The 24165-nt window shown below is 70.2% G+C and carries 25 protein-coding genes; 16 read left to right on the plus strand and 9 right to left on the minus strand.

The annotated features are described in order from the left end of the window. Positions 1-25: 25 nt before the first annotated feature. The 5 genes from cofD to ACQPZF_RS37550 all read left to right on the plus strand — a co-directional run bounded on the left by cofD (position 26) and on the right by ACQPZF_RS37550 (position 5955). Positions 26-991: a 2-phospho-L-lactate transferase gene (cofD, locus tag ACQPZF_RS37530; protein ID WP_433265299.1), complete on the plus strand. Its 966-nt coding sequence runs from the start codon at positions 26-28 to the stop codon at positions 989-991. Further along, positions 927-2339 (plus strand): coenzyme F420-0:L-glutamate ligase, encoded by a 1413-nt coding sequence (locus tag ACQPZF_RS37535; RefSeq protein ID WP_433265301.1) that lies wholly within the window; start codon positions 927-929, stop codon positions 2337-2339. The genes cofD and ACQPZF_RS37535 overlap by 65 nt, the downstream gene beginning before the upstream one ends. Then, positions 2336-2875: an NUDIX hydrolase gene (locus ACQPZF_RS37540; protein ID WP_433265303.1), complete on the plus strand. Its 540-nt coding sequence runs from the start codon at positions 2336-2338 to the stop codon at positions 2873-2875. Before ACQPZF_RS37535 ends, ACQPZF_RS37540 begins: the two co-directional genes overlap by 4 nt. Before the next feature lie 1117 nt (positions 2876-3992). Beyond that, a complete protein-coding gene (locus ACQPZF_RS37545; protein ID WP_433265305.1) occupies positions 3993-5072 on the plus strand; it encodes a sugar phosphate nucleotidyltransferase in 1080 nt (359 codons plus the stop codon). Next, complete coding sequence (locus tag ACQPZF_RS37550) at positions 5065-5955, plus strand: DNA-3-methyladenine glycosylase family protein (RefSeq protein ID WP_433265306.1); 891 nt, start codon at positions 5065-5067, stop codon at positions 5953-5955. Before ACQPZF_RS37545 ends, ACQPZF_RS37550 begins: the two co-directional genes overlap by 8 nt. A gap of 39 nt (positions 5956-5994) precedes the next feature. Here the strand turns inward: ACQPZF_RS37550 and ACQPZF_RS37555 are convergent, their stop codons facing one another. From ACQPZF_RS37555 to ACQPZF_RS37570, 4 genes are all read right to left on the minus strand, one after another. After that, positions 5995-6852 carry a glycosyltransferase family 2 protein gene (locus tag ACQPZF_RS37555; protein ID WP_433265308.1) on the minus strand — a complete coding sequence of 286 codons (858 nt, stop codon included), beginning with the start codon at positions 6850-6852 and terminating at the stop codon, positions 5995-5997. A gap of 10 nt (positions 6853-6862) precedes the next feature. After that, positions 6863-7306 (minus strand): DUF4396 domain-containing protein, encoded by a 444-nt coding sequence (locus ACQPZF_RS37560; RefSeq protein WP_433265310.1) that lies wholly within the window; start codon positions 7304-7306, stop codon positions 6863-6865. Between the two features lie 115 nt (positions 7307-7421). Further along, positions 7422-8546 carry a glycosyltransferase family 4 protein gene (locus tag ACQPZF_RS37565; protein WP_433274889.1) on the minus strand — a complete coding sequence of 375 codons (1125 nt, stop codon included), beginning with the start codon at positions 8544-8546 and terminating at the stop codon, positions 7422-7424. A gap of 67 nt (positions 8547-8613) precedes the next feature. After that, a complete protein-coding gene (locus ACQPZF_RS37570; RefSeq protein WP_433265312.1) occupies positions 8614-9663 on the minus strand; it encodes a glycosyltransferase family 4 protein in 1050 nt (349 codons plus the stop codon). 26 nt (positions 9664-9689) lie between these two features. Between ACQPZF_RS37570 and ACQPZF_RS37575 the strand changes: the two genes are divergently transcribed. The 4 genes from ACQPZF_RS37575 (at position 9690) to ACQPZF_RS37590 (ending at position 14720) form a co-directional block, all read left to right on the plus strand. Next, positions 9690-10601 carry a glycosyltransferase family 2 protein gene (locus tag ACQPZF_RS37575; protein ID WP_433274891.1) on the plus strand — a complete coding sequence of 304 codons (912 nt, stop codon included), beginning with the start codon at positions 9690-9692 and terminating at the stop codon, positions 10599-10601. Positions 10602-10713: 112 nt separating this feature from the next. Then, positions 10714-11097 (plus strand): CU044_2847 family protein, encoded by a 384-nt coding sequence (locus ACQPZF_RS37580; protein ID WP_433265314.1) that lies wholly within the window; start codon positions 10714-10716, stop codon positions 11095-11097. Between the two features lie 46 nt (positions 11098-11143). Next, positions 11144-13636 carry a glycosyltransferase gene (locus ACQPZF_RS37585; RefSeq protein ID WP_433265316.1) on the plus strand — a complete coding sequence of 831 codons (2493 nt, stop codon included), beginning with the start codon at positions 11144-11146 and terminating at the stop codon, positions 13634-13636. Continuing rightward, entirely contained in the window at positions 13629-14720 is a 1092-nt protein-coding gene (locus ACQPZF_RS37590; RefSeq protein WP_433265318.1) for a glycosyltransferase family 4 protein, read from the plus strand. Before ACQPZF_RS37585 ends, ACQPZF_RS37590 begins: the two co-directional genes overlap by 8 nt. On the opposite strand, the gene ACQPZF_RS37595 is transcribed toward ACQPZF_RS37590, so the two are convergent. Further along, on the minus strand, positions 14690-14941 hold the full coding sequence (locus tag ACQPZF_RS37595; RefSeq protein ID WP_433265320.1) for a hypothetical protein: 252 nt from the start codon (positions 14939-14941) through the stop codon (positions 14690-14692). The two genes, ACQPZF_RS37590 and ACQPZF_RS37595, sit on opposite strands and share 31 nt — an antisense overlap. Before the next feature lie 149 nt (positions 14942-15090). Between ACQPZF_RS37595 and ACQPZF_RS37600 the strand changes: the two genes are divergently transcribed. Genes ACQPZF_RS37600 through ACQPZF_RS37615 form a run of 4 tightly spaced genes read left to right on the plus strand, consistent with a single transcriptional unit; the run spans position 15091 to position 17271 of the window. Beyond that, positions 15091-15942 (plus strand): helix-turn-helix domain-containing protein, encoded by an 852-nt coding sequence (locus tag ACQPZF_RS37600; protein ID WP_433265322.1) that lies wholly within the window; start codon positions 15091-15093, stop codon positions 15940-15942. Next, positions 15924-16160 carry a DUF397 domain-containing protein gene (locus ACQPZF_RS37605; RefSeq protein ID WP_433265323.1) on the plus strand — a complete coding sequence of 79 codons (237 nt, stop codon included), beginning with the start codon at positions 15924-15926 and terminating at the stop codon, positions 16158-16160. Before ACQPZF_RS37600 ends, ACQPZF_RS37605 begins: the two co-directional genes overlap by 19 nt. Further along, the gene (locus ACQPZF_RS37610; RefSeq protein ID WP_433265325.1) at positions 16157-16852 is read left to right on the plus strand and encodes a DddA-like double-stranded DNA deaminase toxin; all 696 of its coding nucleotides are present in this window, start codon (positions 16157-16159) and stop codon (positions 16850-16852) included. Before ACQPZF_RS37605 ends, ACQPZF_RS37610 begins: the two co-directional genes overlap by 4 nt. Further along, entirely contained in the window at positions 16849-17271 is a 423-nt protein-coding gene (locus ACQPZF_RS37615; RefSeq protein ID WP_433265327.1) for an Imm1 family immunity protein, read from the plus strand. Before ACQPZF_RS37610 ends, ACQPZF_RS37615 begins: the two co-directional genes overlap by 4 nt. Here ACQPZF_RS37615 and ACQPZF_RS37620 read toward each other — a convergent pair. After that, complete coding sequence (locus ACQPZF_RS37620; RefSeq protein ID WP_433265329.1) at positions 17266-17424, minus strand: hypothetical protein; 159 nt, start codon at positions 17422-17424, stop codon at positions 17266-17268. The two genes, ACQPZF_RS37615 and ACQPZF_RS37620, sit on opposite strands and share 6 nt — an antisense overlap. Positions 17425-17544: 120 nt before the next feature. Here ACQPZF_RS37620 and ACQPZF_RS37625 point away from each other — a divergent pair, with 120 nt between their 5' ends. Continuing rightward, positions 17545-17985, plus strand: coding sequence for an Imm1 family immunity protein (locus tag ACQPZF_RS37625; RefSeq protein ID WP_433265331.1), 441 nt, complete (start codon positions 17545-17547; stop codon positions 17983-17985). 73 nt (positions 17986-18058) lie between these two features. Here ACQPZF_RS37625 and ACQPZF_RS37630 read toward each other — a convergent pair whose 3' ends face one another. The 3 genes from ACQPZF_RS37630 to rfbB all read right to left on the minus strand — a co-directional run bounded on the left by ACQPZF_RS37630 (position 18059) and on the right by rfbB (position 21153). After that, positions 18059-19207 carry a pyridoxal phosphate-dependent aminotransferase gene (locus ACQPZF_RS37630; RefSeq protein ID WP_433265333.1) on the minus strand — a complete coding sequence of 383 codons (1149 nt, stop codon included), beginning with the start codon at positions 19205-19207 and terminating at the stop codon, positions 18059-18061. A 64-nt stretch (positions 19208-19271) separates the two neighbouring features. After that, positions 19272-20162, minus strand: a complete 891-nt coding sequence (gene rfbD, locus ACQPZF_RS37635) for a dTDP-4-dehydrorhamnose reductase (RefSeq protein WP_433265335.1) — start codon at positions 20160-20162, stop codon at positions 19272-19274. Position 20163: 1 nt separating this feature from the next. Next, entirely contained in the window at positions 20164-21153 is a 990-nt protein-coding gene (rfbB, locus tag ACQPZF_RS37640; protein WP_433265336.1) for a dTDP-glucose 4,6-dehydratase, read from the minus strand. Between the two features lie 253 nt (positions 21154-21406). Here rfbB and ACQPZF_RS37645 point away from each other — a divergent pair, with 253 nt between their 5' ends. Beyond that, positions 21407-22846: an LCP family protein gene (locus ACQPZF_RS37645; protein WP_433265338.1), complete on the plus strand. Its 1440-nt coding sequence runs from the start codon at positions 21407-21409 to the stop codon at positions 22844-22846. 90 nt (positions 22847-22936) lie between these two features. Then, positions 22937-24106, plus strand: coding sequence for an LCP family protein (locus tag ACQPZF_RS37650; RefSeq protein WP_433265340.1), 1170 nt, complete (start codon positions 22937-22939; stop codon positions 24104-24106). Positions 24107-24165 lie beyond the last annotated feature (59 nt).

Raw genomic sequence — 24165 nt, forward strand, 5'->3', positions numbered from 1 at the left:
GCGGCACCGTGGAAGGATGGCGTCCGTGAAGGTCGTCGTACTGGTGGGCGGGGTCGGCGGGGCGCGTTTCCTCGTCGGCCTCAAGTCGTTGTTGGGTGCGCCCGAGCACGAGATCACGGCGGTGGTGAACACCGGTGACGACGTGTGGATGCACGGGTTGCGGATCTGCCCCGACCTGGACACCTGCATGTACACCCTGGGTGGTGGCATCGACGTCGAGCGCGGCTGGGGGCGGTCGGGCGAGACGTGGGCGGTCAAGGAGGAGCTGGCGGCCTACGAGGCCGACCCGACCTGGTTCGGGCTCGGCGACCGGGACATCGCGACGCACCTGGTGCGCACGCGCATGCTCCGCGCGGGCTACCCCCTGTCGGCCGTGACCGAGGCGCTGTGCCACCGCTGGCAGCCCGGCGTGCGGCTGCTGCCGATGTCGGACGACCGGGTGGAGACGCACGTCGTGGTCCCCGACGGGGATGGGACGAAGGCGATCCACTTCCAGGAGTGGTGGGTCAAGCACCGGGCGGCGCTGCCCGCGCGGTCGTTCGCGTCGGTGGGCGTGGACACCGCGACGCCCGCGCCCGGCGTGGTCGACGCGCTGATGGGCGCGGACGCCGTGCTGATCGCGCCGTCGAACCCGGTGGTGAGCGTGAACACCATCCTGGGCGTGCCGGGGGTCCGGGACGCGCTGCGCAAGACCGAGGCCGGGGTGGTCGGCCTGGCGCCGATCGTCGGCGGGAAGCCGCTGCGCGGCATGGCGGACGCGTGCCTCGACGCGATCGGCGTGGAGACGTCCGCCGAGGCCGTGGGCCGGTACTACGGCTCGCGCAAGACCACCGAGAAGGGCGTGCTGGACGGCTGGCTGGTGCACACCGGCGACCGTTCCGACGTGCCCGGCGTGGCGGTGCGCGCGGTGCCGCTGCTGATGTCCGATGTGGACGCTACGGTGGCGATGGCCCGTGCCGCCCTCGAACTCGCCGGAGTCCCGGTTGCCTGACGATCAGACCCACCGCCCGGCCGACCACGCGGCGGCCGGCTCGCTCACCGTGCTGCCCGTGACGGGGCTGCCGGAGTTCCGGCCCGGTGACGACCTGGCGGCGGCGCTGGCGTCCGCCGCGCCGTGGCTCGCGGACGGTGACGTGGTCGTGGTGACCAGCAAGGTGCTGTCCAAAGTGGAGGGCAGGCTGGTCGCCGTGCCCGCCGACCCGGAGGCGCGGGACGCCGTCCGCCGCTCTTACGTGGAGTCCGAGGCGGTCCGCGTGATCGCGCGGCGCGGCCGGACGTTGATCACCGAGAACAAGCTGGGCATCGTGCAGGCCGCGTCCGGGGTGGACGCGTCGAACGTGGCCGGCGACGAGATCGCCCTCCTGCCGGTCGACCCGGACGGTTCGGCGGCTGCTTTGCGGGCTGCTCTGCAGGCTGCTTTGGGAGTCTCGGTGGCCGTTGTGGTGACCGACACCATGGGGCGGGCCTGGCGGGTGGGGCAGACCGATGCCGCCATCGGCGCTTCGGGGTTGGCGGTGTTGCACCGATATGCGGGTTCGGTGGATCTTCAGGGCAACGAACTGGTGGTGACCGAGGTTGCGGTCGCGGACGAGGTCGCCGCTGCCGCCGATCTGGTGAAGGGCAAGCTCGGGGCCGTTCCGGTGGCTGTGGTGCGTGGGTTGGCCGTGGTTGACGACGGGTCTTCCGCTCGTGACCTCGTTCGGCCGGTTTCCGACGACCTGTTCCGGTTGGGGGTGGAGGAGGCGGTGGCCCAGGGGCGTGCCGAGGCGGTGTTGGTGCGTCGGTCGGTGCGGTCGTTCACCTCTGCTCCGGTTTCTGTGGATGCCTTGCGGCGGGCTGTTGGCGCGGCGTTGACCGCTCCTGCGCCGCATCACACTCGGCCGGTGCGGTTTGTGCACCTGCGTTCTTTGCGGGCCGAGTTGTTGGATGCCATGCGGGAGCGGTGGGCTGCTGATCTGCGTGGGGACGGGTTGTCCTCGGCGGCGATCTCGCGGCGGTTGGCCCGTGGGGATTTCCTGCGGTTTGCGCCGGAGATTGTGTTGCCGTTTTTGGTGGTGGATGGGGCGCATTCTTATCCCGATGCTGTGCGGTCGGCTGCCGAGCGCACTATGTTCACCATTGCCGGTGGGGCTGCGGTGCAGGGGTTGCTGGTGGCGTTGGCCGGTGAAGGGCTTGGGTCTTGTTGGGTTTCTTCCACGTTGTTCTGTGCTGACGTGGTTCGTTCGGTGTTGGGGTTGGATTCTTCTTGGGAGCCGTTGGGGGCGGTGGCGGTGGGGCATCCTGCTGAGCCGTTGGTGGTTCGTCCTGCTCGGTTGGACGAGGGGTTTGTTTCGTTGTGAGTTTGCATGGCGATGCTGTTTCAGTGTTGTCGCAGTGGCGGCCTGGTGGGCGTGATCAGGAGGCGTTGCGGCAGGCGTTTTTGGGGTTTTTGGCTGGTCGGGCGGATGCTTGTGCGCGGTCTTGTGCTGCTGGGCATGTCACGGCTTCTGCCCTGGTCTTGGACGCTACTGGGGAGCGGGCGTTGTTGACCTTGCATCCTCGGGTGGGGCGGTGGCTTCAGCTCGGGGGGCATTGCGAAGCCTCCGATACTTCCTTGGTTGGAGCGGCTTTGCGCGAGGCTACCGAGGAGTCCGGGATTCGAGGGCTTCGGATTGAGCCGTTGCCTCTTCATCTGGATGTGCATCCGATTACTTGTTCGTTGGGGGTGCCTACTCGGCACTTTGATGTTCGGTTTTTGGTGCGGGCTCCGGTTGGTGCTCGGGCTGTTCGTAGTGCCGAGTCGGTGGATTTGCAGTGGTGGCCGTTGGATGCCATGCCGGCTAATGTGGATGATTTGCGGCCGATGATCGAGGCTGCGCTTGCTCGGTTGCGGTGACTTCAAGCGTCGCGGATACGCCAGGTCGAAAAGCACGCTCGCCGCTGGGCTGGCCGCCAAGGATGATCACAAGAGCAGGACTCGGGCGTCGTGTCATCCCCGTATGGCCCAATGCCACTAACTTTAGCCACGTTTTCACAGCTCAGATCGATCCAGAGGACGTTCAGCTCGACCGGATCCGGGCCATCCCGGACTCGTTGGGGCGAGAGGCGACCTGGGGATCTGCGCCTGCGCGATGCAACTATGTCCTAAGTGGACAATCTTTCGTAGTGTCATCCGGCCTGTTCGGCGGACGAACCTGGCCCTGACCAGCGGAAAGCTTAAGTTAGTGGCATTGCCGTATGGCCTGGTCAAAGACCACCACCCTTTTCCTGGGGATGCAAGCGAAAAGCGTGCTTGCATCCCCAGGAAAAGCGCGGTTCCCTGCGGGCAGGCCATACGGGGATGACACGCAGCCCAACTGGGGGTGTGCGCGCTGCGCGCGCAACTGCTGAAGAGCGCGGGGCACGCGCCTGGGCGTTGGGTTAGCTGTCGCCGTTCAGGCGTTGGGTCAGGCCTGGTGGGCGTTGGTCTTGGCCGCCCGAGAGGCGTTGAGACAGTGATGGTCTCGACGTTTCCACCTGTTGCACCGTTGGCACTGGGCCTGGTGCGACCCTCAGCTCCGGTACCGGCGGCGGTTCGTAAGCCGGTGGGGCTGGGGGCGCGGGTGCCTGCGGGTGGGGTTGGGGTTGGCCTTGCGGCGGTGGCGGGGGGGCTGCTCCGCCGGACGCTACCTGGGCTGACAGGACCATGGTCGAGTCCGGGTCTGCCATGCGGGGGTCGGCGGCGTTGACCATGCTGCGCGGGATCTGCTGGGTGGCCGACGAGTCCATCGGCGACGTCATGTTGTCCGGCGTCACGACGTGGATGCCACGTGCACGAGCACGGGCTAGCGCCGCGTCGGCCCGAGCGCGGGGGTCCATCCGGATCTCTCCTGCGTTTCCCTTGGGCCGGCGTCGGGCGCCGGCGGCTGCTGGTGGTGACGCTCGCCGACAGGGGCTGGGCCCGTGCCGCCAAGGTGCTCATGCCAGAGTATTCGCAAACTACGGGTGGAAGTAAGCGGAGGAGGAAAAACGGCATGTCGGAGCTGCAAGGCGCCGAGGCGGTGGTTCTGGTCGGGGGCAAGGGGACTCGGCTGCGCCCGCTGACCCTCTCTGCCCCCAAGCCCATGCTGCCCACGGCCGGGGTGCCGTTCCTCACCCACATGCTCTCCCGGATTCGGGAGGTCGGCATCACGCATGTGGTGCTCGGCACCTCGTACAAGGCCGAGGTGTTCCAGGAGCACTTCGGCGACGGGTCGGCGCTCGGGCTCGAACTGGAATACGTGGTCGAGGACGTGCCGCTGGACACGGCGGGCGCCATCCGGAACGTCGCCCACAAGTTGCGGGAACGCGACGTGATGGTGTTCAACGGCGACATCCTGTCCGGTGTGGACCTCCGTGCCGTGCTGGACACCCATCGGACGACTGCCGCCGACGTGACGCTGCACCTGGTGAAGGTCGAGGACCCCCGTCGGTTCGGGTGTGTGCCCACCGACGCCGAGGGGCGGGTGACGGCGTTCCTGGAGAAGACCGAGAACCCGCCGACCGACCAGATCAACGCGGGCTGCTACGTGTTCCGCCGCGCTGTCATCGACGCCATCCCGGCGGGCCGGCCGGTGTCGGTGGAGCGGGAGACGTTCCCCGGTCTGCTGGCTTCCGGTGCGCGGCTCCAAGGGCACGTCGACACGTCGTACTGGCTGGACCTGGGCACGCCCGCCGCGTTCGTGCAGGGGTCCGCCGACCTCGTGCGCGGTGTCGCGCCGTCGGCCGCGTTGCCCGCGCCGGCCGGTGACGCGATCGTGCTGGCCGGGGCGAAGGTGGACGCGGACGCCGTGGTGACGGGTGGCGCGACGATCGGTGCCGGCTGCACCGTCGCGGCGGGCGCCGTGGTGGACGGCTCGGTGTTGTTCGACGGGGCTGTGGTCGGCGAGGGTGCTCGTGTCCTGCGCAGTGTGGTCGGGGCCGACTCGCTGGTCCAGGCCGGTGCGGTGGTGTCGGACGCGGTGATCGGCGACGGCGCGGTGATCGGCGCCCGGTGTGAGTTGATCGGTGGCGCCCGGGTGTGGCCCGGGGTCGTGCTGCCCGAGGCAGGGGTGCGGTTCTCCACCGATGCCTAGGACGTGGCGTCCCCCGTTCCCGCTGGACGTGGCCGGGGTGCTCGGGCCGCTCCGGCGGGGGCCGGGTGACGTCGCGTTCCGCGCGGAGGACGGGATCTGGTTGACCGCGAACACGCCGGTCGGGCCCGGGACGCTGCACGTGACCCGGCCGGACGACGTCGTCGGGCGGGCGTGGGGTGACGGCGGCGACTGGCTGCTGGACCGCCTGCCGGCGATGCTCGGCGCGGAGGACGACGACTCGGCGTTCGAGGCCCACCACCCGTTGATCGCCGAGACCCGTCGTCGGCTGCCCGGTTTCCGGCTGGGCGCGTGCGGGCGGGTGTGGGACATGCTGCTGCCGGCCGTGCTGGAGCAGAAGGTGACCGTGGTCGAAGCCCACCGGTCGTACCGCGAGCTGTGCCGCAAGTTCGGGACGCCCGCGCCGGGCCCCGCGCCGGCCGGGATGCGCGTTCCCCCGACGCCTCGGGCCGTCCTGGGCATCACGGACTGGGAGTGGCACCGCGCGGGCGTCGACGGGGCTCGGCGGCGGGCCCTGATCGCTGCCGCCCGGGTGGCGCACCGGCTGGAGGGGGCCGCCGAATCTCGTGGTGAGGTCGGGCGGGCGTTGCTGTGCAAGGTGCCGGGCATCGGGGTGTGGACGGCCGCCGAGATCGCGCAACGGGCGTGGGGTGATCCGGACGCCGTCAGCTTCGGCGACTTCCACCTCGCCGGCCTGGTCGGCTGGGCGCTGCTGGGCCACCCGCTGGACGACGACGGGATGGCCGAGATCCTGTCCCCGTACCGCCCACAACGCCACCGCGCCGTCCGGTACGTGGAAGCGTCGGGCGCTCGAAAGCCCCGCTTCGGCCCCCGCTTCGCACCCCGCGACTACCGCGCGATGTGAGACGGGTCCTCGTACCGCACGTGGTGATGGGAGGGCTCGTCACCCGCGCCGGGTGACCAGCTTCAGCCGCAGGCCCAGACCGGCCTGCACGGCCAGCCGCAGCGGAGCCCACAGCGGACCCTGGTGGCGGTCCGCCAGGTAGCGGTACGCGCTGCTGTGGTGGGCCGCCAGCATCCGCGTGGACGCGCGGGCCGTCGAGTGGCCGCCGATGTGGACCACTTCGGCTTCCGGCACGTACACGTTGAGCCAGCCGGCGCGCCCGATGCGGTCGCCGAGGTCCACGTCCTCGAAGTACATGAAGTAGCGCGGGTCGAAGCCGTCGACCGAGTCGAACGCCTCGCGGCGCAGCAGCAGGCACGAGCCGGACAGCCAGCCGGCGGTGCGCTCCTGGATCGACGCCTTCTCCTGCCGGTACTCCCGCGTCCACGGGTTCCCCGGCCAGACCTTCGCGAACACCGCGTGCCCGAGCCCGCGCCCCAGCGACGGCAACTGGCGCGCCGACGGGTACACCGCCCCGTTCGGCTCCCGGATCAACGGCCCGAACGCCCCGCCGCGCGGCCACCGCTTGGCGGCCTCCAGCAGCACGTCCAGGCTGCCCGGGGCCCACGACAGGTCGGGGTTCGCGACCACCACCCACCCGTAGTCGTCGGACAGCGAGGCCACCCCGCGGTTCGCCGCCGCGCCGTAGCCGAGGTTGCCCCCGGTCGGCAGGAAGGTCACGTGGTCGGACTCCGAGGCCGCGCGCTCCGGCACGCCGTCGGTGGAGCCGTTGTCCGCCAGCACGACCGACACCGGCCGGGTGGTGGCCCCCGACAACGTCGACAGGAAGCCGTCCAAGGTCTCACCGGGCGAGTAGGTGACGGTCACGACCGCCAGTCCGTCTCCGTAGCGCGTCACGCCGGCCACCCTAGTGGTGGTGGAGGTGGTGCACGACGGCGTGCCCCTTGCCGCGCGCGATGAGCCACCGGTTGACCGGCACGGTCAGCACGAACGCGACGACCAACGAGAACGCCAGCGCGCCCCAGAACAGCCAACTCGCCAGCCCGGCCGCCATCGCGCCCGGCACGACGACCATCACCCCGTTGTCCACGATCTCCATGACCAGGATCGACACGGTGTCGGCGGCAAGTGCGGTCTTCAGCGCCACCCGGAACCCGACGCCCGCGCGCAGCACGCCGCGCAGGGTGAGCGCGTAGCCGAAGAAGAAGGCGAGGGCTACCGCCAGCACGATGGTGCCCCAGTCGGGCAGCCCCAGGGCGGTGCCGATGACCATGCCGAGGACTTCGCCGATGGCGCAGCCGGTGAGGCAGTGCAGGGTCGCCGAGATGGCGGTTTTCCATGATTCGTCCATGCGCGGAACCATACCCCCGTGGGGTATTGAACGCACACAGGGAAAGGGAGAGACATACCCGACAGTGGAGATCAGCGGCGGTGCGCCGCTCGCACGCCGCCCGGTGCCGGACGTATCAGCGGCGGTGCGCCCGCACAGCCCGCTCGTACGCGAGCCGGTGCCGGGCCGCCGAGGTCGACCACGAGAAGTCCTTGGCCCGCACCAGGGCCGCCGTCGCCAGCGCGTCCCGCCGCGCCGGGTCGTCCAGCAGCTCGCCCAGCGCCGCCGCAATGTCACCGGCCCCGACCCCGCAGTACGCGACCGCGTCCCCGCCCACCTCGGGCAGGCTCAGCCGGCGCGTGGTCAGCACCGCCGCGCCGCAGGCCATCGCCTCCAGCACGGGCAGGCCGAACCCCTCGCCCAGCGACGGGTACGCCACCACCTCGGCCCCGCCGAGGAAGCCCGCGAGCTGCGCGAACGGCAGGTACCCGGCCCGGATCACCCGGATCCGGTGCGGCACGGCGTCCAGCGCCCGCTCCACCTGGCTGTCCCACCCCGGCTGCCCGGCCAGCACCAGCGTCGGCGGGTTCGCCCGCCGCCGACAGGCCTGCGCGAACCCGCGGATGAGCGCGGGCACGTTCTTCCGCGGCTCCAGAGCACCCAGGAAGGCGACGTACGGGGCGTCGCCCAGCGACAGCGACCGCCGCACCACCGCCACCTCGTCCGGCGTCGGCGGGTGGAACCGCTCGGTGTCCACGCCGTGCTGCGCGATGTGCAGCGCCCGCCGGTCCGCCCCGGCGACCCGCGCCAGTTCGTCCGCCGTCGCCCGGCTCGGCACGACGCACAGCTCCGCCCGCCGCAGCGAGGCCCGCGTCCACGCCCGGAAGAACCGCGCCTTCACCGACGAGTGCAGCACGGGGTCGGTGAAGAACGTCGCGTCGTGCAACGTCACCACGGACGCCGCCCGGTTCGCCAGCGGCACGGTGTAGTGCGGCGAGTGCACGACCCCCACGCCCAGCCGGGACGCCAGGCGCGGCAGCGAGGTCTGCTCCCAGGTCAGCCGTGCGGTGCGGGTGGCCACGGCATCGGTGGCGGTGATGATCCGCGACCGGGACGCGAGCCGGCCGTACAGCTCGGCGTCGCGGGGCTGGCACACGACGCTCAGCCGCGCCCCGTCCGCGTCCAGCGCCGCCACCAGCGAGTCCACGTACCGACCGACGCCGCCCCGGTCCGTCGGCACGGCCGTGGCGTCGATCAGCACGCTGGGTTCGACGGGTGACACGCGAGGAAGAGTACGGGTGGCGACTCGGCGGTTGCCGGGGAATGGCTCAAACGGGACGGGGCCGTCCGAGGGACAGGTGCGTCGCCCACACCTCACGCGCCGCATTCATCCAGGTGAAGTGCTGTGCACGGGCCAAACCTGAAGCCACCATGCGGTCCGCTACACCTGCTTCCGCCAACACCGAGCGCAGTGCCCGGACCAGCGCCGGCTGGTCGCCGCGTGGGACGACCAGCCCAGCCCCGCCACCCACTTCGACCAGTGCCGGCGCGTCCGAATGGACCACCGGCACGCCCGCCGCCATGGCTTCGACCACGGGCAGCCCGAAGCCCTCGGCGAGGCTGGGCGCGGCCAGCACCGCCGCCCGCCGCAGCACGTGCGCCAACTGCGGGTCGCTCAGCCGGCCGAGCAGCCGGACGTGCGGCGCGCGCAGGTCCACGCCACCCCAGCCCTGCGGCCCGACGACCACCAAGGGGACGTCCACCTCCGCCGTCGCGGCCACCAGCGCCTCGAACCCCTTGCGCGGCTCGATCGTGCCCACCGCCAGCACGTACCGCGGAGGCAGCCCGGGGACCGCCTCCTCCGCCCCGAATTCGGTCACCCCGTTGTGCACGACCCGCACCGGAACCGGTCCGGGCGCGTATCGGCGCAGCTCATCGGCCACGGCAGCGGTGGGAACCACGATCGCCGAAGCCCGTGACACCGCCCGGCTGATCACCTTGCGGTGCCACGTCACGCCACGGGCGGTCAGTGTCTCCGGGTGCGTCCACGGCACGACGTCGTGCACGGTCACCACCACCCGGCCACGCGGCGGCGCGAGGGGCGTCGGCGCGTGCACGGCGTCCCCGCCGGGCCAGTACGGCACGCCGTGCTCCCACGCCGCGATCAGCGCCCGCCGGGGCAGCGGCAGCACCCGGGGCCCCGACACCCCCGGGATGACGGCCGCGCTCACGTCAGCCTGCCTGCTCACGACACCGGTGACCTCCCACCCGTCCGGGGCGGTCGCGGCCAGCGCGGCGGCCAGCTCACGGGTGTACCGGCCGGTCCCGCCGGGCACCGGGGCCAGCAACTGCTCGGTCAGCACAACCAGGTTGGGCACATCGCGTACCGTCTCACGCCGTGTCGATCCCCAGCACGACGGTGGTCGTGGTGACGTGGCGTGGCCGCGACCACATCACCGCGTGCCTGGACGCGCTCGCCGGTCAACGTCCACATCGGACACTCGTGCTGGACAACGCCTCCGACGACGGCACCGCCGACCTCGTCGCGGCCCACCCCAGCGCGCCGGAGACCATCAGGCTCGCCCGGAACCGGGGTTACGCGGGCGCGCTCGCCGCCGTGCTGCCGGAGATCGACACCGAGTACATGGCGTGGCTCAACGACGACGCCGTCCCGGACCGCGGCTGGCTGGCCACCCTCGAAGACGCCCTCAACGCCACCCCGGAAGCCGCCGCCGCCACGTCCTCCCTGCTGCTGGCGGACGGCTCCACCCAGTCCGTGGGCGTGACCCTCACCGCCGACGGCCACGGCGCCGACCTGGTCCTGGCCGGCCGCGAGGTGTTCGGCTTCTGCGGCGGCGCGGCACTCCTCCGCACGGACGTCCTCAGAGCGAACGGCGGCGTCCCCGGCGGGTTCTTCTGCTACTACGAGGACACCGACACGGCCTGGCGGCTGCGCCTGGCAGGGCACGAGGTCATCTCGGTCGGCCCCGCCCGCGTCCACCACCGGCACGGCGCGAGCACCAACCCCGGCTCCCGCCTGTTCCACCGCTGGAACGAACGCAACCGCCTGCTCATGCTGCTCCGCTGCGCGCCCGCCCGGGTGGCGCTGACCGAGCTGGTCAGGTTCGCCGTGCTCACCGCCGTCCTGCCGACCCGGCGCGGGCCGAAACCGGCCAACTTCCAGGTGCCCCTGCGCCTTCGAGTGCTCGCGGAGGTCGTCCTCCGACTGCCGGTAACACTCGTTCAACGGGCCCGGATAGGCCACCATGCCACCGTGTCCCGCACAGCGGTGTGGCGCGACTGGGCGGGCCGGTAGAAGGGCTGGCCGGCGGCGCTGTGCGGCTTCGTCGAACGCGGCGACATGCGCGAGACTGGCGAGCACCTGCCCACCGGGTCGTTCGAAGGCCCGATCTGTCGAGCGGAGTGATGTGGCCGAGTACGTCGAGGTGCGGACCGAGGACGGCGACCTGGTGCCGTTCGAGCTGGACGAGGAGTACGACGGCCCGGTCCGCGCGGGGCGGCGGTGGGACGCCGCCGTCGGGAAGATGGACGAGACGCTCGAAGCGGGCATCGACCGGGCCAGGAAGGTCGCCAGGACGGTGGCCGCGAAGATCGGCAGCATGCCGAGCCCGCGGCCGGACAAGGTGGCCGTCGAGATCGGCCTGAAGGTCGGCTCCAGCGCCGCGCTGGCCATCGCGAAGTCCTCCGCCGAGGCCCACATCAAGATCACCGTCGAGTGGCAGCGGGACAGCCTGCCCGCGCCGCCGGCCGAGGACGAGCCGGACCGGGAAGACTCCGACAACGAGGCATAGGGCACCTTCGTCGAACACCCGGACCTCCATGAGGCAGGCTTAGCACGTGGAGCGAGCGAGCCTGCCTGACGTGTCGGTGGTCGTGGTGAACTACCGCGGGGCCGACGACACCATCACCTGCCTGCGCGCCTTGTTCGCCGACCTGTCCTACCCGGCGGACAAACTCCAGGTCATCTGCGTCGACAACGCCTCGGGCGACGGCGGCGCGGACCGCATCCGGGCGGCCGTGCCGCAGGCCGCGGTGGTCGAAGCGCCGGCCAACCTGGGCTTCGCCGGCGGCTGCAACCTGGGCGCGGAGCGGGCCACCGGGTCGGTGCTCGCGTTCCTCAACAACGACGCCCGCCCCCACCCGGACTGGGTGCGCGCGGCGGTCCGCGTGCTGCGGTCCGAGCCGACCGTGGGCGCGGTCGCGAGCAAGGTGCTGGACTGGGACGGCCGGGCGGTCGACTTCGTGGACGGCGGCCTGACCTGGTTCGGCATGGGCTACAAGCGGCACGCCGGGCAGCCCGACGACGGCTCCCACGACGTGCCGCGCGACGTGCTGTTCGGCACCGGCTCGGCGCTGCTGGTCCGGGCGGAGCTGTTCCGCGAGCTGGGCGGGTTCGACGAGCGCTTCTTCATGTTCTACGAAGACGTGGACCTCGGCTGGCGGCTGAACCTGCGCGGCTGGCGGGTCCGCTACGAGCCGACCTCGCTGACGTACCACAAGCACCACGCCTCGATGTCCACCGTGGACACCAGCCGAGAGCTGTTCCTGTTGGAGCGCAACGCGTTGGCCGCGCTCTACAAGAACGTCTCCGACGAGACCCTGGCGAAGGCGCTGCCCGCCGCGCTGGCCCTGGTGGTCCGCCGGGCGACCGCGCGGGGCGAGATCGACCCGACCCAGTTGGAGATCACCCGCAGGCCCGCCGACCCGGCCGACGACGCCGCGCCCGTGCCGGTGTCGCGCCAGGCGCTGGCCGGGTTCCTGGCGATCGACCAGTTCGTGGAGCTGCTGCCGTCGCTGAACGAGTCGCGCAAGGTCGAGCAGGCCAAGCGCCGGGTGTCGGACGCGGACCTGGTTCCGTTGATGCGCAAGGCTTTGGAGCCCGCCTACCCGCTCGAACGCTATCTCGCCGCGCACGACGTGCTGGTGGACGTGTTCGGCATCGAGGAGCTGTACGGACGGCCCCGGCGCATCCTGATCATGACCGGTGACGCGATTTCCGAGAAGATGGCCGGCCCGGCGATCCGCGCGTGGAACATGGCCGACGTGCTGTCCGACGAGCACGACGTCCGCCTGGTGACCATCAACCCGCTGTGCGCGCCGCCCGACGCCCCGTTCGACGTGCTGGGCGTGCGACCGCGCGACATCGACCCGCACCTGGTGTGGGCGGACGTGATCGTGTTGCAGGGCCACGCCTTGGAGTTCCTGCCGCAGTTGAAGACGCCGGAGTCCACCAAGATCGTCGTCTGCGACATCTACGACCCGATGCATCTGGAACTGCTGGAGCAGGGCCGCGACGACACCGACGAGCAGCGCGCGAAGGACCTGATCGGCGTGACCAAGGTCCTCAACAACCAACTGGAGCGCGGCGACTTCTTCCTGTGCGCGTCGGAGCGCCAGCGCCACTTCTGGCTGGGGCACCTGGCGTCCATGGGCCGCCTCACGCCCGCGCTGTACGACACCGACCCGACCGTCAAGTCGCTGCTCGCGGTGGCCCCGTTCGGGTTGTCCGGCAAACCGCCCCAACGCACCGGACCGGGCCTGCGCGACACGCTGGGCCTGGACGCCGACGACAAGGTCGTGCTCTGGGCGGGCGGCGTCTATAGCTGGTTCGACCCGCTGACCCTCATCCACGCCATGGACCGCCTGCGCGCCAACCACTCCGACGCGCGCCTGGTGTTCCTGGGCATGAAGCACCCCAATCCCGAGGTGCCGGACATGGACATCGCCGGCCGGACCAGGGCGTTGGCCAAGCGGCTGGGGTTGGTCGGGTCGCACGTGTTCTTCAACGAGACGTGGGTGCCCTACCAGGACCGGCAGAACTGGCTGCTGGACGCGGATTGCGGCGTCACCACGCACTACGAGCACGTGGAGACCACTTTCGCGTTCCGCACCAGGGTGTTGGACTACCTCTGGGCGGGCCTGCCGATCGTGACGACGGACGGCGACTCGTTCGCCGACCTGGTGTCCCGTGAAGGCTTGGGTGTCGTGGTGCCCTCCGAAGACCCGGCGGCGCTCGCGGACGCCCTGGAGAAAGTCTTGTACGACAAGGACTTCGCCACAGCCTGCACGGAACGCATAGCCGGCGTCCGCGAACGCTACACCTGGGAGGCGGCCTTGGCCCCGCTGGTCGACTTCTGCCGCAACCCGAGGCCCGCCGCCGACCGCCTGTCGGGCAGCGCGCCGATGGTCCGCAACCGCCCGCTGGGCCGCCGCGAGAAGCTGCAACGGGACGTGCGGCTGGTGCGTGAGTACCTCGACCAGGGAGGCGCCGCCGAAGTGGCGAAGCGCGCCACCGGCCGCGTGCTGAAGAAGCTGCGCGGCCATGGTTAAACCGCTCAAGGTGCTGATCGACGGCACGCCGCTGCTGGGAGACCGGACCGGGATCGGCCGCTACACGTCGGCCCTGGCCGAGGAACTGGCGTCGATGCCGGAAGCGGTCGAGGTCCGCGCGGTGGCGTTCACCCTGCGCGGGTGGCGTGCGCTGCGCACCGTGCTGCCGCACGAGGTGGTGGCCCGCGGCCTGCCGGTCTCGGCCCGGCTGCTGCGCCAGTTCTGGCTACGGGGCCCGTTTCCCCCGGTCGAGTTGCTGGCCGGCCCGACGGACGTCATGCACGCCACCAACTTCGTGCTGCCCCCGACGATCCGGGCGGGCGGCGTGGTGACCATCCACGACCTGGCTTTCCTGGACACGCCACAGGATTTGCCCCCGTCCGACCGGAGGCTGCCGGAACTGGTGCGGAAATCGGCGATGCGGGCGGACATCGTCTGCACACCGACACAAGCCGTGGCGAACGTGGTGGTCGACCGCTTCGAGGTGGACCCCGAGAAGATCATCGTGACCCCGCTGGGCGTGGACCCGGCCTGGTTCGCCGCCCGCGCGCCGTCGGACGGCCTGCGTTCCAGGTTGGGTTTGCCGAGCGAGTACCTGCTCTTCGTAGGCGCTCCCGGACCCCGCAAGGGTTTGGCGACTTTGTTGGAGTCCCACGCGGCCAACCCTTCTTTGCCGCCCTTGGTGTTGGCGGGCCCCAGCCGAACCGGCAAGGACGGCCGTGTGCTGCGCACCGGTTACCTGAACGACGTGGATTTGCGCAGCGTCGTCGCCGGCGCGGCCACGCTGGTGTTGCCGTCGAAGGACGAGGGTTTCGGCCTGCCGGTGCTGGAAGCGCTGGCGTGCAACGTGCCGGTGGTCTGTACGGATGTGCCGGCGCTCCGGGAAGTAGCCGGTGGGCACGCCGTGCACGTGCCGGTCGGCGATGTGGACGCTTTGGGTCAGGCCCTGGTGGATGCCGTAGAGACCCCGCCCACACCAGCGGACCAGGCAGCACGACGGGCGCACGCGGCCGAGTTCACTTGGCGCAAAACAGCGGAACGAACCTTGGACGCCTACCGCTTGGCGGCAGCCGCCCGGCAGTGACAGCTCGACAGCCGGATCGCGCCGACACCCATCGGCACCCAGCGTTCCCCGGTGTCGTCGCACTCTTCACAGTGGTCGGCCGGAGCCAGGACCTTCAACTCCCGGCTGATGTCCTCGACCAGCCGTTGCGCGCCGGCTTCGGTCAGGCCCAGCAGGACTTGGTCCGGAGCCTGCCCGATGGACACGAAGACGGTCTCCATGCCCCGGTCCGCGTACGTCATGAGCGGCGTATCGCTTCGGACGTGAGCCACATGAGCAGCCATTACCCCTCCTCAATTGGGTGGAATTCCTTCTGCTAGGTTGCCGCCAACCTCGATCTGCCGCAACCTTTGAAGGAATAACATTCCAAATTTCACACGTTCGAGGGACAATGACACCGAAACAACGACGCCTCGCCCGCCGACTACGCCAACTGCGGCACAGCGCGGGCGTGAGCATCGAGGACGCAGCAACCCGCCTGGGCTGCAAGCAACCCAAAGTCACCAAGATGGAACTCGGCCAGCTCGGCGTGAAGCCCGACGAGGCCCGGCTGCTGTGCGAGCTGTACGGCGCGGGCGAAGCGACCACCACCAGTATCGTCCTGTTGGCCCGCAACGCGAAGCAGCGCGGCTGGTACCAGAGCTATGACGAGGCGGCCAGCCCGGAGAACATCGAGTTCGCCGAACTGGAAACCGACGCGGTCAGTGTCTCAGCCTTCCAAGTCGACCTGATCCCCGGTCTGCTCCAGACCCCGGAGTATGCCCGCGCGGTGATTCGCGCCGCCCACCCCGACATCAGCGACGAGGTGCTGGCGCAACGGGTCGAACTCCGCACCAAACGCCAGAACCGCGTACTCGACTTCACCCTGGCGGTGTGGGCCATCATCACCGAGGCAGCCCTGATCCGCGCGATGGGTGGTGCTGGGGTGCACGTCGCGCAACTCAAGCATCTGGCGGGACTCGCCACGATGCCCAACGTCCAGTTCCAGATCATCCCGACCCGTGCGGGCGAACACATGGCCATGGGTGTGCCGTTCGACTGCTTCCGGTTCGATGACGGCTACGGCACTGTGGCGATCGACCACCTGACCGGGACGTTGTTTCTGGAGGAAGAACCCGATGTTGAGCGGTATAGGCTGGCCTTCCAGCATCTGTGCGGTGTCGCGCTGAGCCAACAAGACTCGCTGGCGATGCTCCACCGCTATGCCAAGGAGGAACACAGCGAATGGGAACCTCGGAGCTGACCTTCGGAGCCTGGCGCAAGTCGACCCACAGCGGCGGCAACTCGAACTGCGTCGAAGTAGCCTGGCGCAAGGCCACCTACAGCGGCGGCAACTCCAGTTGCGTCGAAGTCGCTCACACCCCGGACACCGTCGGCGTCCGTGACAGCAAGAACCCGGACTCAGGCCTTCTGACAGTCCCCCGCACAACCTGGCTGACCTTCCTGGCAACCCTCAGGTGACCACCCTGTCCGCCGTAGCGAACACCCTGCGCACAGCGGCGGACACCCTCCCCATAACCCTCCTCGGCGAAGCAACAGACGCCACGGAGGAAGCCGCCACCACCCTCGCCCTGGCAACCACCGGCACCACCCAACCGGAACTGATCCAAGCGGTAGCCACCTTCACCGACGCCTACCAACAAGCCCAACAACTCCTGCTCCAGGCAATAGCCCTACGCGACACCCTCCACGCCATCGCCAACCGCCTAGCCGCCCCCACCACCCCATCCCCGCCACCACCACACCCACCCGCCCGAGTCGACCAGATCCGCCGCTCCCTCCCCAGACGCCCGGAGGGCAGCGAGACCCAAGGCAGGTGGCTAGGCCCCGGCACGGACGTCACCGTCCTCCGCAGCGGCAAGGGCGACGAGTGGTACGACAAGGCACTCGCCTTCATCAAAGGCATGGGTGGTCGAGGTCGGGTCTTGATGCTCGCCACGCACGTCGAGGTGAAGCTCGCCGTCAGGATGCGAGAGGAGCGGCGAACGCAGGAGACCGTGATCATCGATCGACAGGTGTGCGGACGACGTGAGACTGATAGCCACCTCGCCAACACCTGCGACAAGCAGCTCAAGCACATCCTTCCGCCCGGCACGACACTGACCGTGGTCGAGCACGACGGAACCCGTGTCGTCTACCGAGGAGAAGAATGAACTTCATCGCCTCATGGGGTGTCCACAACGAGAGCGACCTGCGCGCCGGCAACCGGATGACCGTGACCACATCTGCCGACGTCGAGGCTTTGGTCGAACGGCTGGCCAAGGCGACATCCCAGGCAGCGAAAATCATCCACCAAGCCCGCCCGCCGGTCCGGTCCGCCCTCTCCGGCGAACTCGAACCCGACCACATGCTCTGGGCGGGCATCTGGCAGGGCTACGGCTACTTGATCTTCGGTGACGACGAAGACCTCTGGTTCCCCGTCGGCGATCCGGCCTCGCCGGTCTACCACTCCGACTCGGATGAATACGACGCCGGCAGCGGCCTGCCAATTGAGACGTTCACCGAGGCGTTGAAAGAATTCCTGGCGACCGCGCACCGGCCGACCTGTGTGGAGTGGCGCGCGACGCTATGAGGTCCGCACCGGCCGGTCCGCCGGGCTGCCGTTGAGCACGGTCCAGGAAATCTGGCGGGAGCCGGTCACCGCGCAGACGCGGCGCAGGAAACGTTGGCGCTCGCCGTCGGAGCGCTGCGCGGAGGCGTCAGGGAGTCGCCCGTGGTCGGACATGACGGAAAGGTTCTCGCATCGGTTGAGCGCAAAACCAGTGCGACAAGGCACCTCCACTCCAACGGCCCAACCGACCATCCCGATTGGTCACTCCCCGCGTTCGCTGGGATGATGCCCGCCATGAGTTTCACCGCAGTGTGGCCGATTCGCGACCCGGACGACACCGAGGCCGCCGACGAGTTGACCGTCGAGTCCCCGGACGACGTGGACGCCCTGCTCAGTCGCCTCGCCGAGCCCGGCGCGGGCCCCGCGGTGATCGAGCACCAGGACCGGCCGCTGATGGACGACACCGAAGGGCTCCTCGGCGAGCCCGGCCGGACCAAGATCCCGGACCACGACGTCGCGGCGGCCGTGCACGGCGGCTACGGCTACCTGACGTACGCCGATCCCGACCACGACTACTCGACGCTGAAGGGCGAGCCGGACTCGCCGGAGTACCGCTCCGAGTACGTCGACTACCCGGCGGGCGCGGGGGTGCCGGTCGAGACGCTTGCCCTGGCGCTGAAGGACTTCCTGGCCACCGGCCGCCGACCGGGCTGCGTGGGGTGGCAGGCCGCTTGACCGGGTGGCCGACCGCCCGACCCCGACGAACCACGACCCCGACGAACCAACTGACCGCGGCAGACCGACCGGCCTACGACACCAGGGTCGGCCGGTCGATGCCCCAGCGCGACTCGGAGAACGCGCGCATCCCTTCGACCAGGCGCTCGACATCGTCCGACGGGCGCACCACCAGGCGGAGGAACTGTCCGGACAATCCGAGCTTGTCGGAGCACTCCCGCACGAACACCTGGTGCTTCACCAGCAGGTAGTCACGCAACTCCGGCCCGCCGACCTCACCGATGAGCTTCACCAGCAGGAAGTTCGCCTGCGACGAGAACACCTCCAGGTCCGGCACCCGCGACAGCTCGCTGCCCATCCGGTACCGGTCCAGGGACAGCTTCACCAGGCTCTCCTGGTAGTCGTCGGCGTGCTCGCGGAACATGAAGATCACCGCCTCGGCCACCGAGTTCAGGTTCCACTTCGGCAGCGCGGCGGCCATCCGCCGCGCCAGCCCCGGATTCGCGACCAGGTAGCCGAACCGCACGCCGTGCAGCCCGAAGTTCTTGCCCAGCGACTTCAGCACCACCACGTTCGGCCGGATGGCCGCTTCCGCGGCCACCGAAGGATTCCGCTCCACCTCGACGAAATCGATGAACGACTCGTCGACGACGACCAAGTCCAAATCGGACAGTTCGTCCAAGAACCGCACGACCTCCCGGCGCGGCAGGTAGCCGCCGTCCGGGTTGTTCGGGTTGCACAGCACGGCGACCCGCGAGCCGCGCGACCGGATGAACTTCACGTACGCGCCGAGGTCCAACTGGAAGCCCTCGTTCTCCGGCAGCGGGAACATGTCCACCCGCTTGCCCGACTCCATCGCCTGGTCCGTCCACCGCCCGAACGTCGGCACCGGCACCGCGATGGACTCCGCCACCCACAGCCGGTCCATCCACGTGATCAGCTCGGTCGACCCGTTGGACATCGCCATCGTGGCCGGGTTCATCCCCAGCACCGACGCGAGCTGCGCGGCGATCGCGCCGGCGTCGCTGGGGTAGAACTTCAGCACCGATTCCAGGTCGCGCGCCAGGTCCGCGAACATCTCCGGGGTCGGGAAGTAGGGGTTGCACGGGATGCAGAAGTCGACCAGACCACGCGCGCCCTCCCCGAGCCGGCGGGACAGCTCGAAGTACGACGGGCTGTGCGCGGTCTGCCGGAACACATCACTGTCCATGCTGTGCCGCACGCGACCACCACTCCCCGGCTCGTCGGTCCTTCACCGGGGTCTACGTGCGCTCACCACGACCGGTTCAGGGCACCGCTTTCGCCGCGAACGCCGCCCGCAACGCCTCCTGCCACGGCCGCAACGGGGTCAGGCCCGCCGCCGCCCACGCCTTGCCGGACAGCACCGAGTACGCCGGGCGCGGCGCCGGGCGGGGGAAGTCCTCGGTGGCACAGGGCCGCACGCGCTCCGGGTCGGCGCCCAGCTCGGCGAAGACCGCCCGCGCGAAGCCGCACCACGTGGTCTCGCCGCCGCCGGTCGCGTGCAGCACCCGCGACCGCACGCCGCCGCCCGCCACCAGCCCCGCCAGCTCGACCAACCCGGTCGCCAGGTCCAGCGACCAGGTGGGTGAGCCGCGCTGATCGTCCACAACGGACAGCACGTCGCGCTCGCCTTCGAGCCGCGCGATGGTCTTCACGAAGTTCGGACCGCCCGCGCCGTACACCCACGCCGTGCGGACCACCCAGGACCGTTCCCACGTCTGGAGAACACGCTGCTCCCCGGCCAGTTTCGTGCGCCCGTAAGCGGAACGCGGCCCGGTCTCGTCCTCCGGTTCGTACGGGCGGTCGCCGTCGCCCGGGAAGACGTAGTCCGTGGACACGTGGATCAACGGCACGTTGTGCTCGCCGCACGCCGACGCCAGCAAACCCGGCCCCACCGCGTTGACCGCGAAAGCGCGGTCCTCGTCGGTTTCCGCCGCGTCCACCGCCGTGTACGCGGCGGCGTTCACCACGACCGGCTTCATCTTGCAGTCCCGCGCCGAGGAGGCGAACGACGCCACCGCGTCGACCACCGCGTCGGCGTCGGTCAGGTCGAGTTCCGACGACGACGGCGCGTGCACCAGGCCGCCCGCCGGGGCCACCGCCGCCACATCGCGCCCGAGCTGGCCTCGGCCGCCCGGCACCAGGAGTGCGATCACGTCAGCCGGCCAGTGCCGCGCGCTGCTTCAGCGGCTCCCACCACGACCGGTTGTCCCGGTACCAGGCCACGGTCGCCGCCAGGCCCGACGCGAAGTCGACCCGCGGGGCGTAGCCGAGTTCGGTGGCGATCTTGGTGATGTCCACCGAGTACCGGCGGTCGTGGCCCTTGCGGTCGGTCACCGGCTCGACGAACGACCAGTCCCGCCCGGTCGCCTCCAACAGCCGACCGGTCAGCTCGCGGTTGGTCAGCTCGGTGCCGCCGCCGATGTTGTAGACCTCGCCGCCCCGGCCGCCCTCCAGCACGAGCTGGATGCCCTGACAGTGATCGTCCACGTGCAGCCAGTCACGGACGTTGAGGCCGTCGCCGTACAGCGGGACCTTCTTGCCGTCCATGAGGTTGGTCACAAAGAGCGGGATGACCTTCTCCGGGAACTGATACGGCCCGTAGTTGTTCGAGCACCGCGTGATGCACACCGGCAGCCCGTGCGTGCGGTGGAACGCCCGCGCCAGCAGGTCCGAGGAGGCCTTCGACGCGGAGTACGGCGAATTCGGCTCCAGCACGTGGTCCTCGGTCCAGGAGCCTTCCTCGATCGTCCCGTACACCTCGTCGGTGGACACGTGGACGAACTTCGCGACGTTCGCCTCCAGGGCCGCTTGGAGCAGCGTCTGGGTGCCCAACACGTTCGTGAGCACGAAATCCGCGGACCCGGAGATCGAACGGTCCACATGGGACTCGGCCGCGAAGTGCACGACCACGTCCGTTCGGCCCATCAGCCCGGTCACCAGCTCGCGGTCGCAGATGTCGCCGCGCACGAACGTCAGCCTCGGGTCGTCCGCGACCGGCGCGAGGTTGGCCTCGTTGCCCGCGTAGGTGAGCTTGTCCAGCACCACCACCTCCGCGTCGGCATAGGCCGGGTACGCGCCGCCCACCACTTCCCGCACGTAGTGCGAGCCGATGAAGCCGGCCCCACCCGTCACCAGTACGCGCATGGTCAATGCCCTTCCACAGCGGTCGTCCATCGCAGTCTGTCACGGTGTTAACCCGTGCAACCCACTCCGCCGTTACAGCGTCTCCCGTATTAAGGGGAATGGCAGGTCTGACGGCCGCGTCGCCACTAACCTGGAAACAGCAGCCGTGCACACGGGGGAGGCAGCACCAGTGGACAGCAGTGCGCCCAAATCGGCCGCAGGTCCGGCCGCTTTGCGTGTCCTCGTGCTCACAGGACGTTCACTATTGGCCCTCGTGTCGGCCGCGGTGCTCCTGGTCACGTGGTACGGCTGGAGCTATCTCCGCGACATCGACGAGGGCATCGTCACCACCGACGTCATCCCCTCCTCCGTGGCCGAACAGGGCGCGGCCCGCAAGCCGCTGGACGGCGCGATCGACATCCTCCTGGTGGGCGTGGACAGCCGCACCGACGCGCAGGGCAACCCCCTCTCCGACGAGGTGCTCGCCCTGCTCAACGGCGGTGTGGCGGACGGCACGCTGAACACCGACACCATGATTCTGGTCCACATCCCGCAGGACGGCACGCGGGCGGTCGCCATCTCCTTCCCGCGCGACGCGTACGTGGAGATCGCCGACGGCTTCGGCAAGCACAAGCTCAACTCGGCGATGGTCCGGCAGAAGAACGAGACGTCGCAGCGGCTGCGCAACGAGGGTGTGGCGGACGAAGCGCGGATCGAGCGCGAGGCCACCCAGGCCGGCCGCCGCACGCTCATCAAGACCATCGAGGGCCTGACCGGCGGCGCGGTCACCGTGGACCGGTACGCCGAGGTGAACCTGGCGTCGTTCTACGAGGTGACGAAGGCCATCGGCGGCGTCGACGTGTGCCTGAACAAGGCGACCAGCGACTCCGACTCGGGCGCGGACTTCCGGGCCGGGCAGCAGACCATCGCGGGCGCGGAGGCGCTGTCGTTCGTGCGGCAGCGCGGCGGCCTGCCCGGCGGCGACCTGGACCGGATCGTGCGCCAGCAGGTGTTCATCGGCGCGCTCGCCCGCAAGGTGCTGTCCACCGGCACGCTGACCGACTTCGACAAGCTGGAGCAGCTCGTCACGGCGGTGAAGAAGTCGGTGGTGCTCAGCGAGCGCTGGAACATCACCGAGTTCGCCGAGCAGATGCAGGGCCTGGTGTCGGGCAACATCCAGTTCCGCACCATCCCGGTGGGCCCGCCCACGGACACCTGGTACGACGGCAACGTGCTGCCGGTCGACCCGGCTGCGGTGCGCCAGTTCATCAAGGGCCTCGCCACCGACCCGGCGCCGACGTCGACCGTGCCGTCCACCACGCCGAGCGGCCCGCCGGCGTCCGCCATCACGGTGCAGGTGATCAACTCCTCCGGGGTCGTCGGCCAGGCCGCCAACCTGCTGGAGGTGTTGGCGAACAAGGGTTTCAGCCGAGGCCAGGCGACACCCGGCAACTACCTGGAGAGCACGGTCGTGCAGCACGCCCCCGGCGAGCGGTCCAGTGCCGACCGGGTGATCTCCGCGCTCGGCGGTAACGCGACGGCCGCCGAGGACGACTCCGTGCCCAGGGGACAGGTGCGGGTCTACGTGGGCGCCGACTTCTCGCCGCCCGACGAGTCCGACCCGGCGTCGGCCGGCGGGGTGGCGACGAACGGCGTCCAGACCACCACCGCCACCCCGCCGATCACCGCCGACGGTGTGGTCTGCGTCAACTGAAACACCCCGCCTCCCCTCGTCACCGGACTCCGACCGGCGGAAGGTGGTTAGCCTGATCGGACAACGTCGCGCAGACTAGGAGGGCCGCCCGTGAAGGCCGCGGTGATCACCGGACGGACGCTGGTCGCGTTGCTGTCCGCGGCCGTGCTCGTGCTGGCGTGGTACGGCTGGGCGACGGTCAAGCGCGTGCAGGACAGCGTGAACACGACGGACGTGCTGGCCGAGCTGTCCGACATCCCCAACGCGCCTCCCGCCGAGGACGGCGCGCTGGACATCCTGCTGGTGGGCAGCGACAGCCGCACCGACGCCCAGGGCAGGCAGCTCCCGGACCGGGTGCTGCGCGAACTGCGGACCGAGGCGACCGACACGGTCAACACGGACACCATGATCGTCCTGCGGGTGCCCCGCAACGGCGGCCAGGCGCACGCGGTGTCCATCCCGCGCGACGTGTCCGTGCCGATCCCGGACCACGGCGAGCAGAAGATCAACTCCGCGTACGGGGTGACCAAGTTCTTCACCATGGAACGGCTCGCCGCCGAGGGCGTGCGGGACCTGGAGGAGCGGTCCAAGCTCGGCGACCAGGCCGGGCGGAGGGCGCTGGTGCAGGTCGTGCAGGACCTGACCGGGGTCCGGGTCGACCACTACGCCGAGGTCAACCTGTACGGGTTCTACCTGTTGACGCAGGTCATCGGCGGCGTCGAGGTGTGCCTGAACCATGCCACCAGCGACCCCGACTCGGGGGCGAACTTCCGGGCGGGCGTGCAGACCGTCTCCGGCGGCGACGCGCTGGCGTTCGTGCGGCAGCGCAAGAACCTGCCCGGCGGCGACCTGGGCCGGATCACCCGGCAGCAGGTGTTCCTGAAGGCCGCGATGTCGCAGTTGCTGTCGGCGGGGACGTTCACCGACCAGGGCAAGCTGACCGGTCTGCTCGACGCCATGTCCAAGTCCGTGGTGGTGGACGAGAAGTTCGACCTGGGGACGCTGGCCGGGCAGGCGCAGGGCCTCGCGGGCGGGAACGTGGAGTTCACCACCATCCCGGTGACCGGGGTCGGCACGGTCAACGCGCGCGGCCAGAGCGTCGTGACCGTGGACCGGGAGCAGGTGAAGGCGTTCGTGGCTCAGGTGTTGGGAGAGAAGACGCCCGCGCCCCCGCCGGCCGCGACGATCGCGACGACCGCGCAGAAGTTCGGCGGCGGCGGCGTTGTGTCGCTCGACGGGCCGCGCCGGGAACTGCGCCAAGGGCCGCCCTGCGTCGACTGACCCCGGCCGACCCCGACTGACCCCGCCTCGAACGGGCCGCCGGCGGATGGCAGGGTGGA

The organism is Actinosynnema sp. CS-041913 (assembly GCF_050942485.1).
GTDB lineage: Bacteria > Actinomycetota > Actinomycetes > Mycobacteriales > Pseudonocardiaceae > Actinosynnema.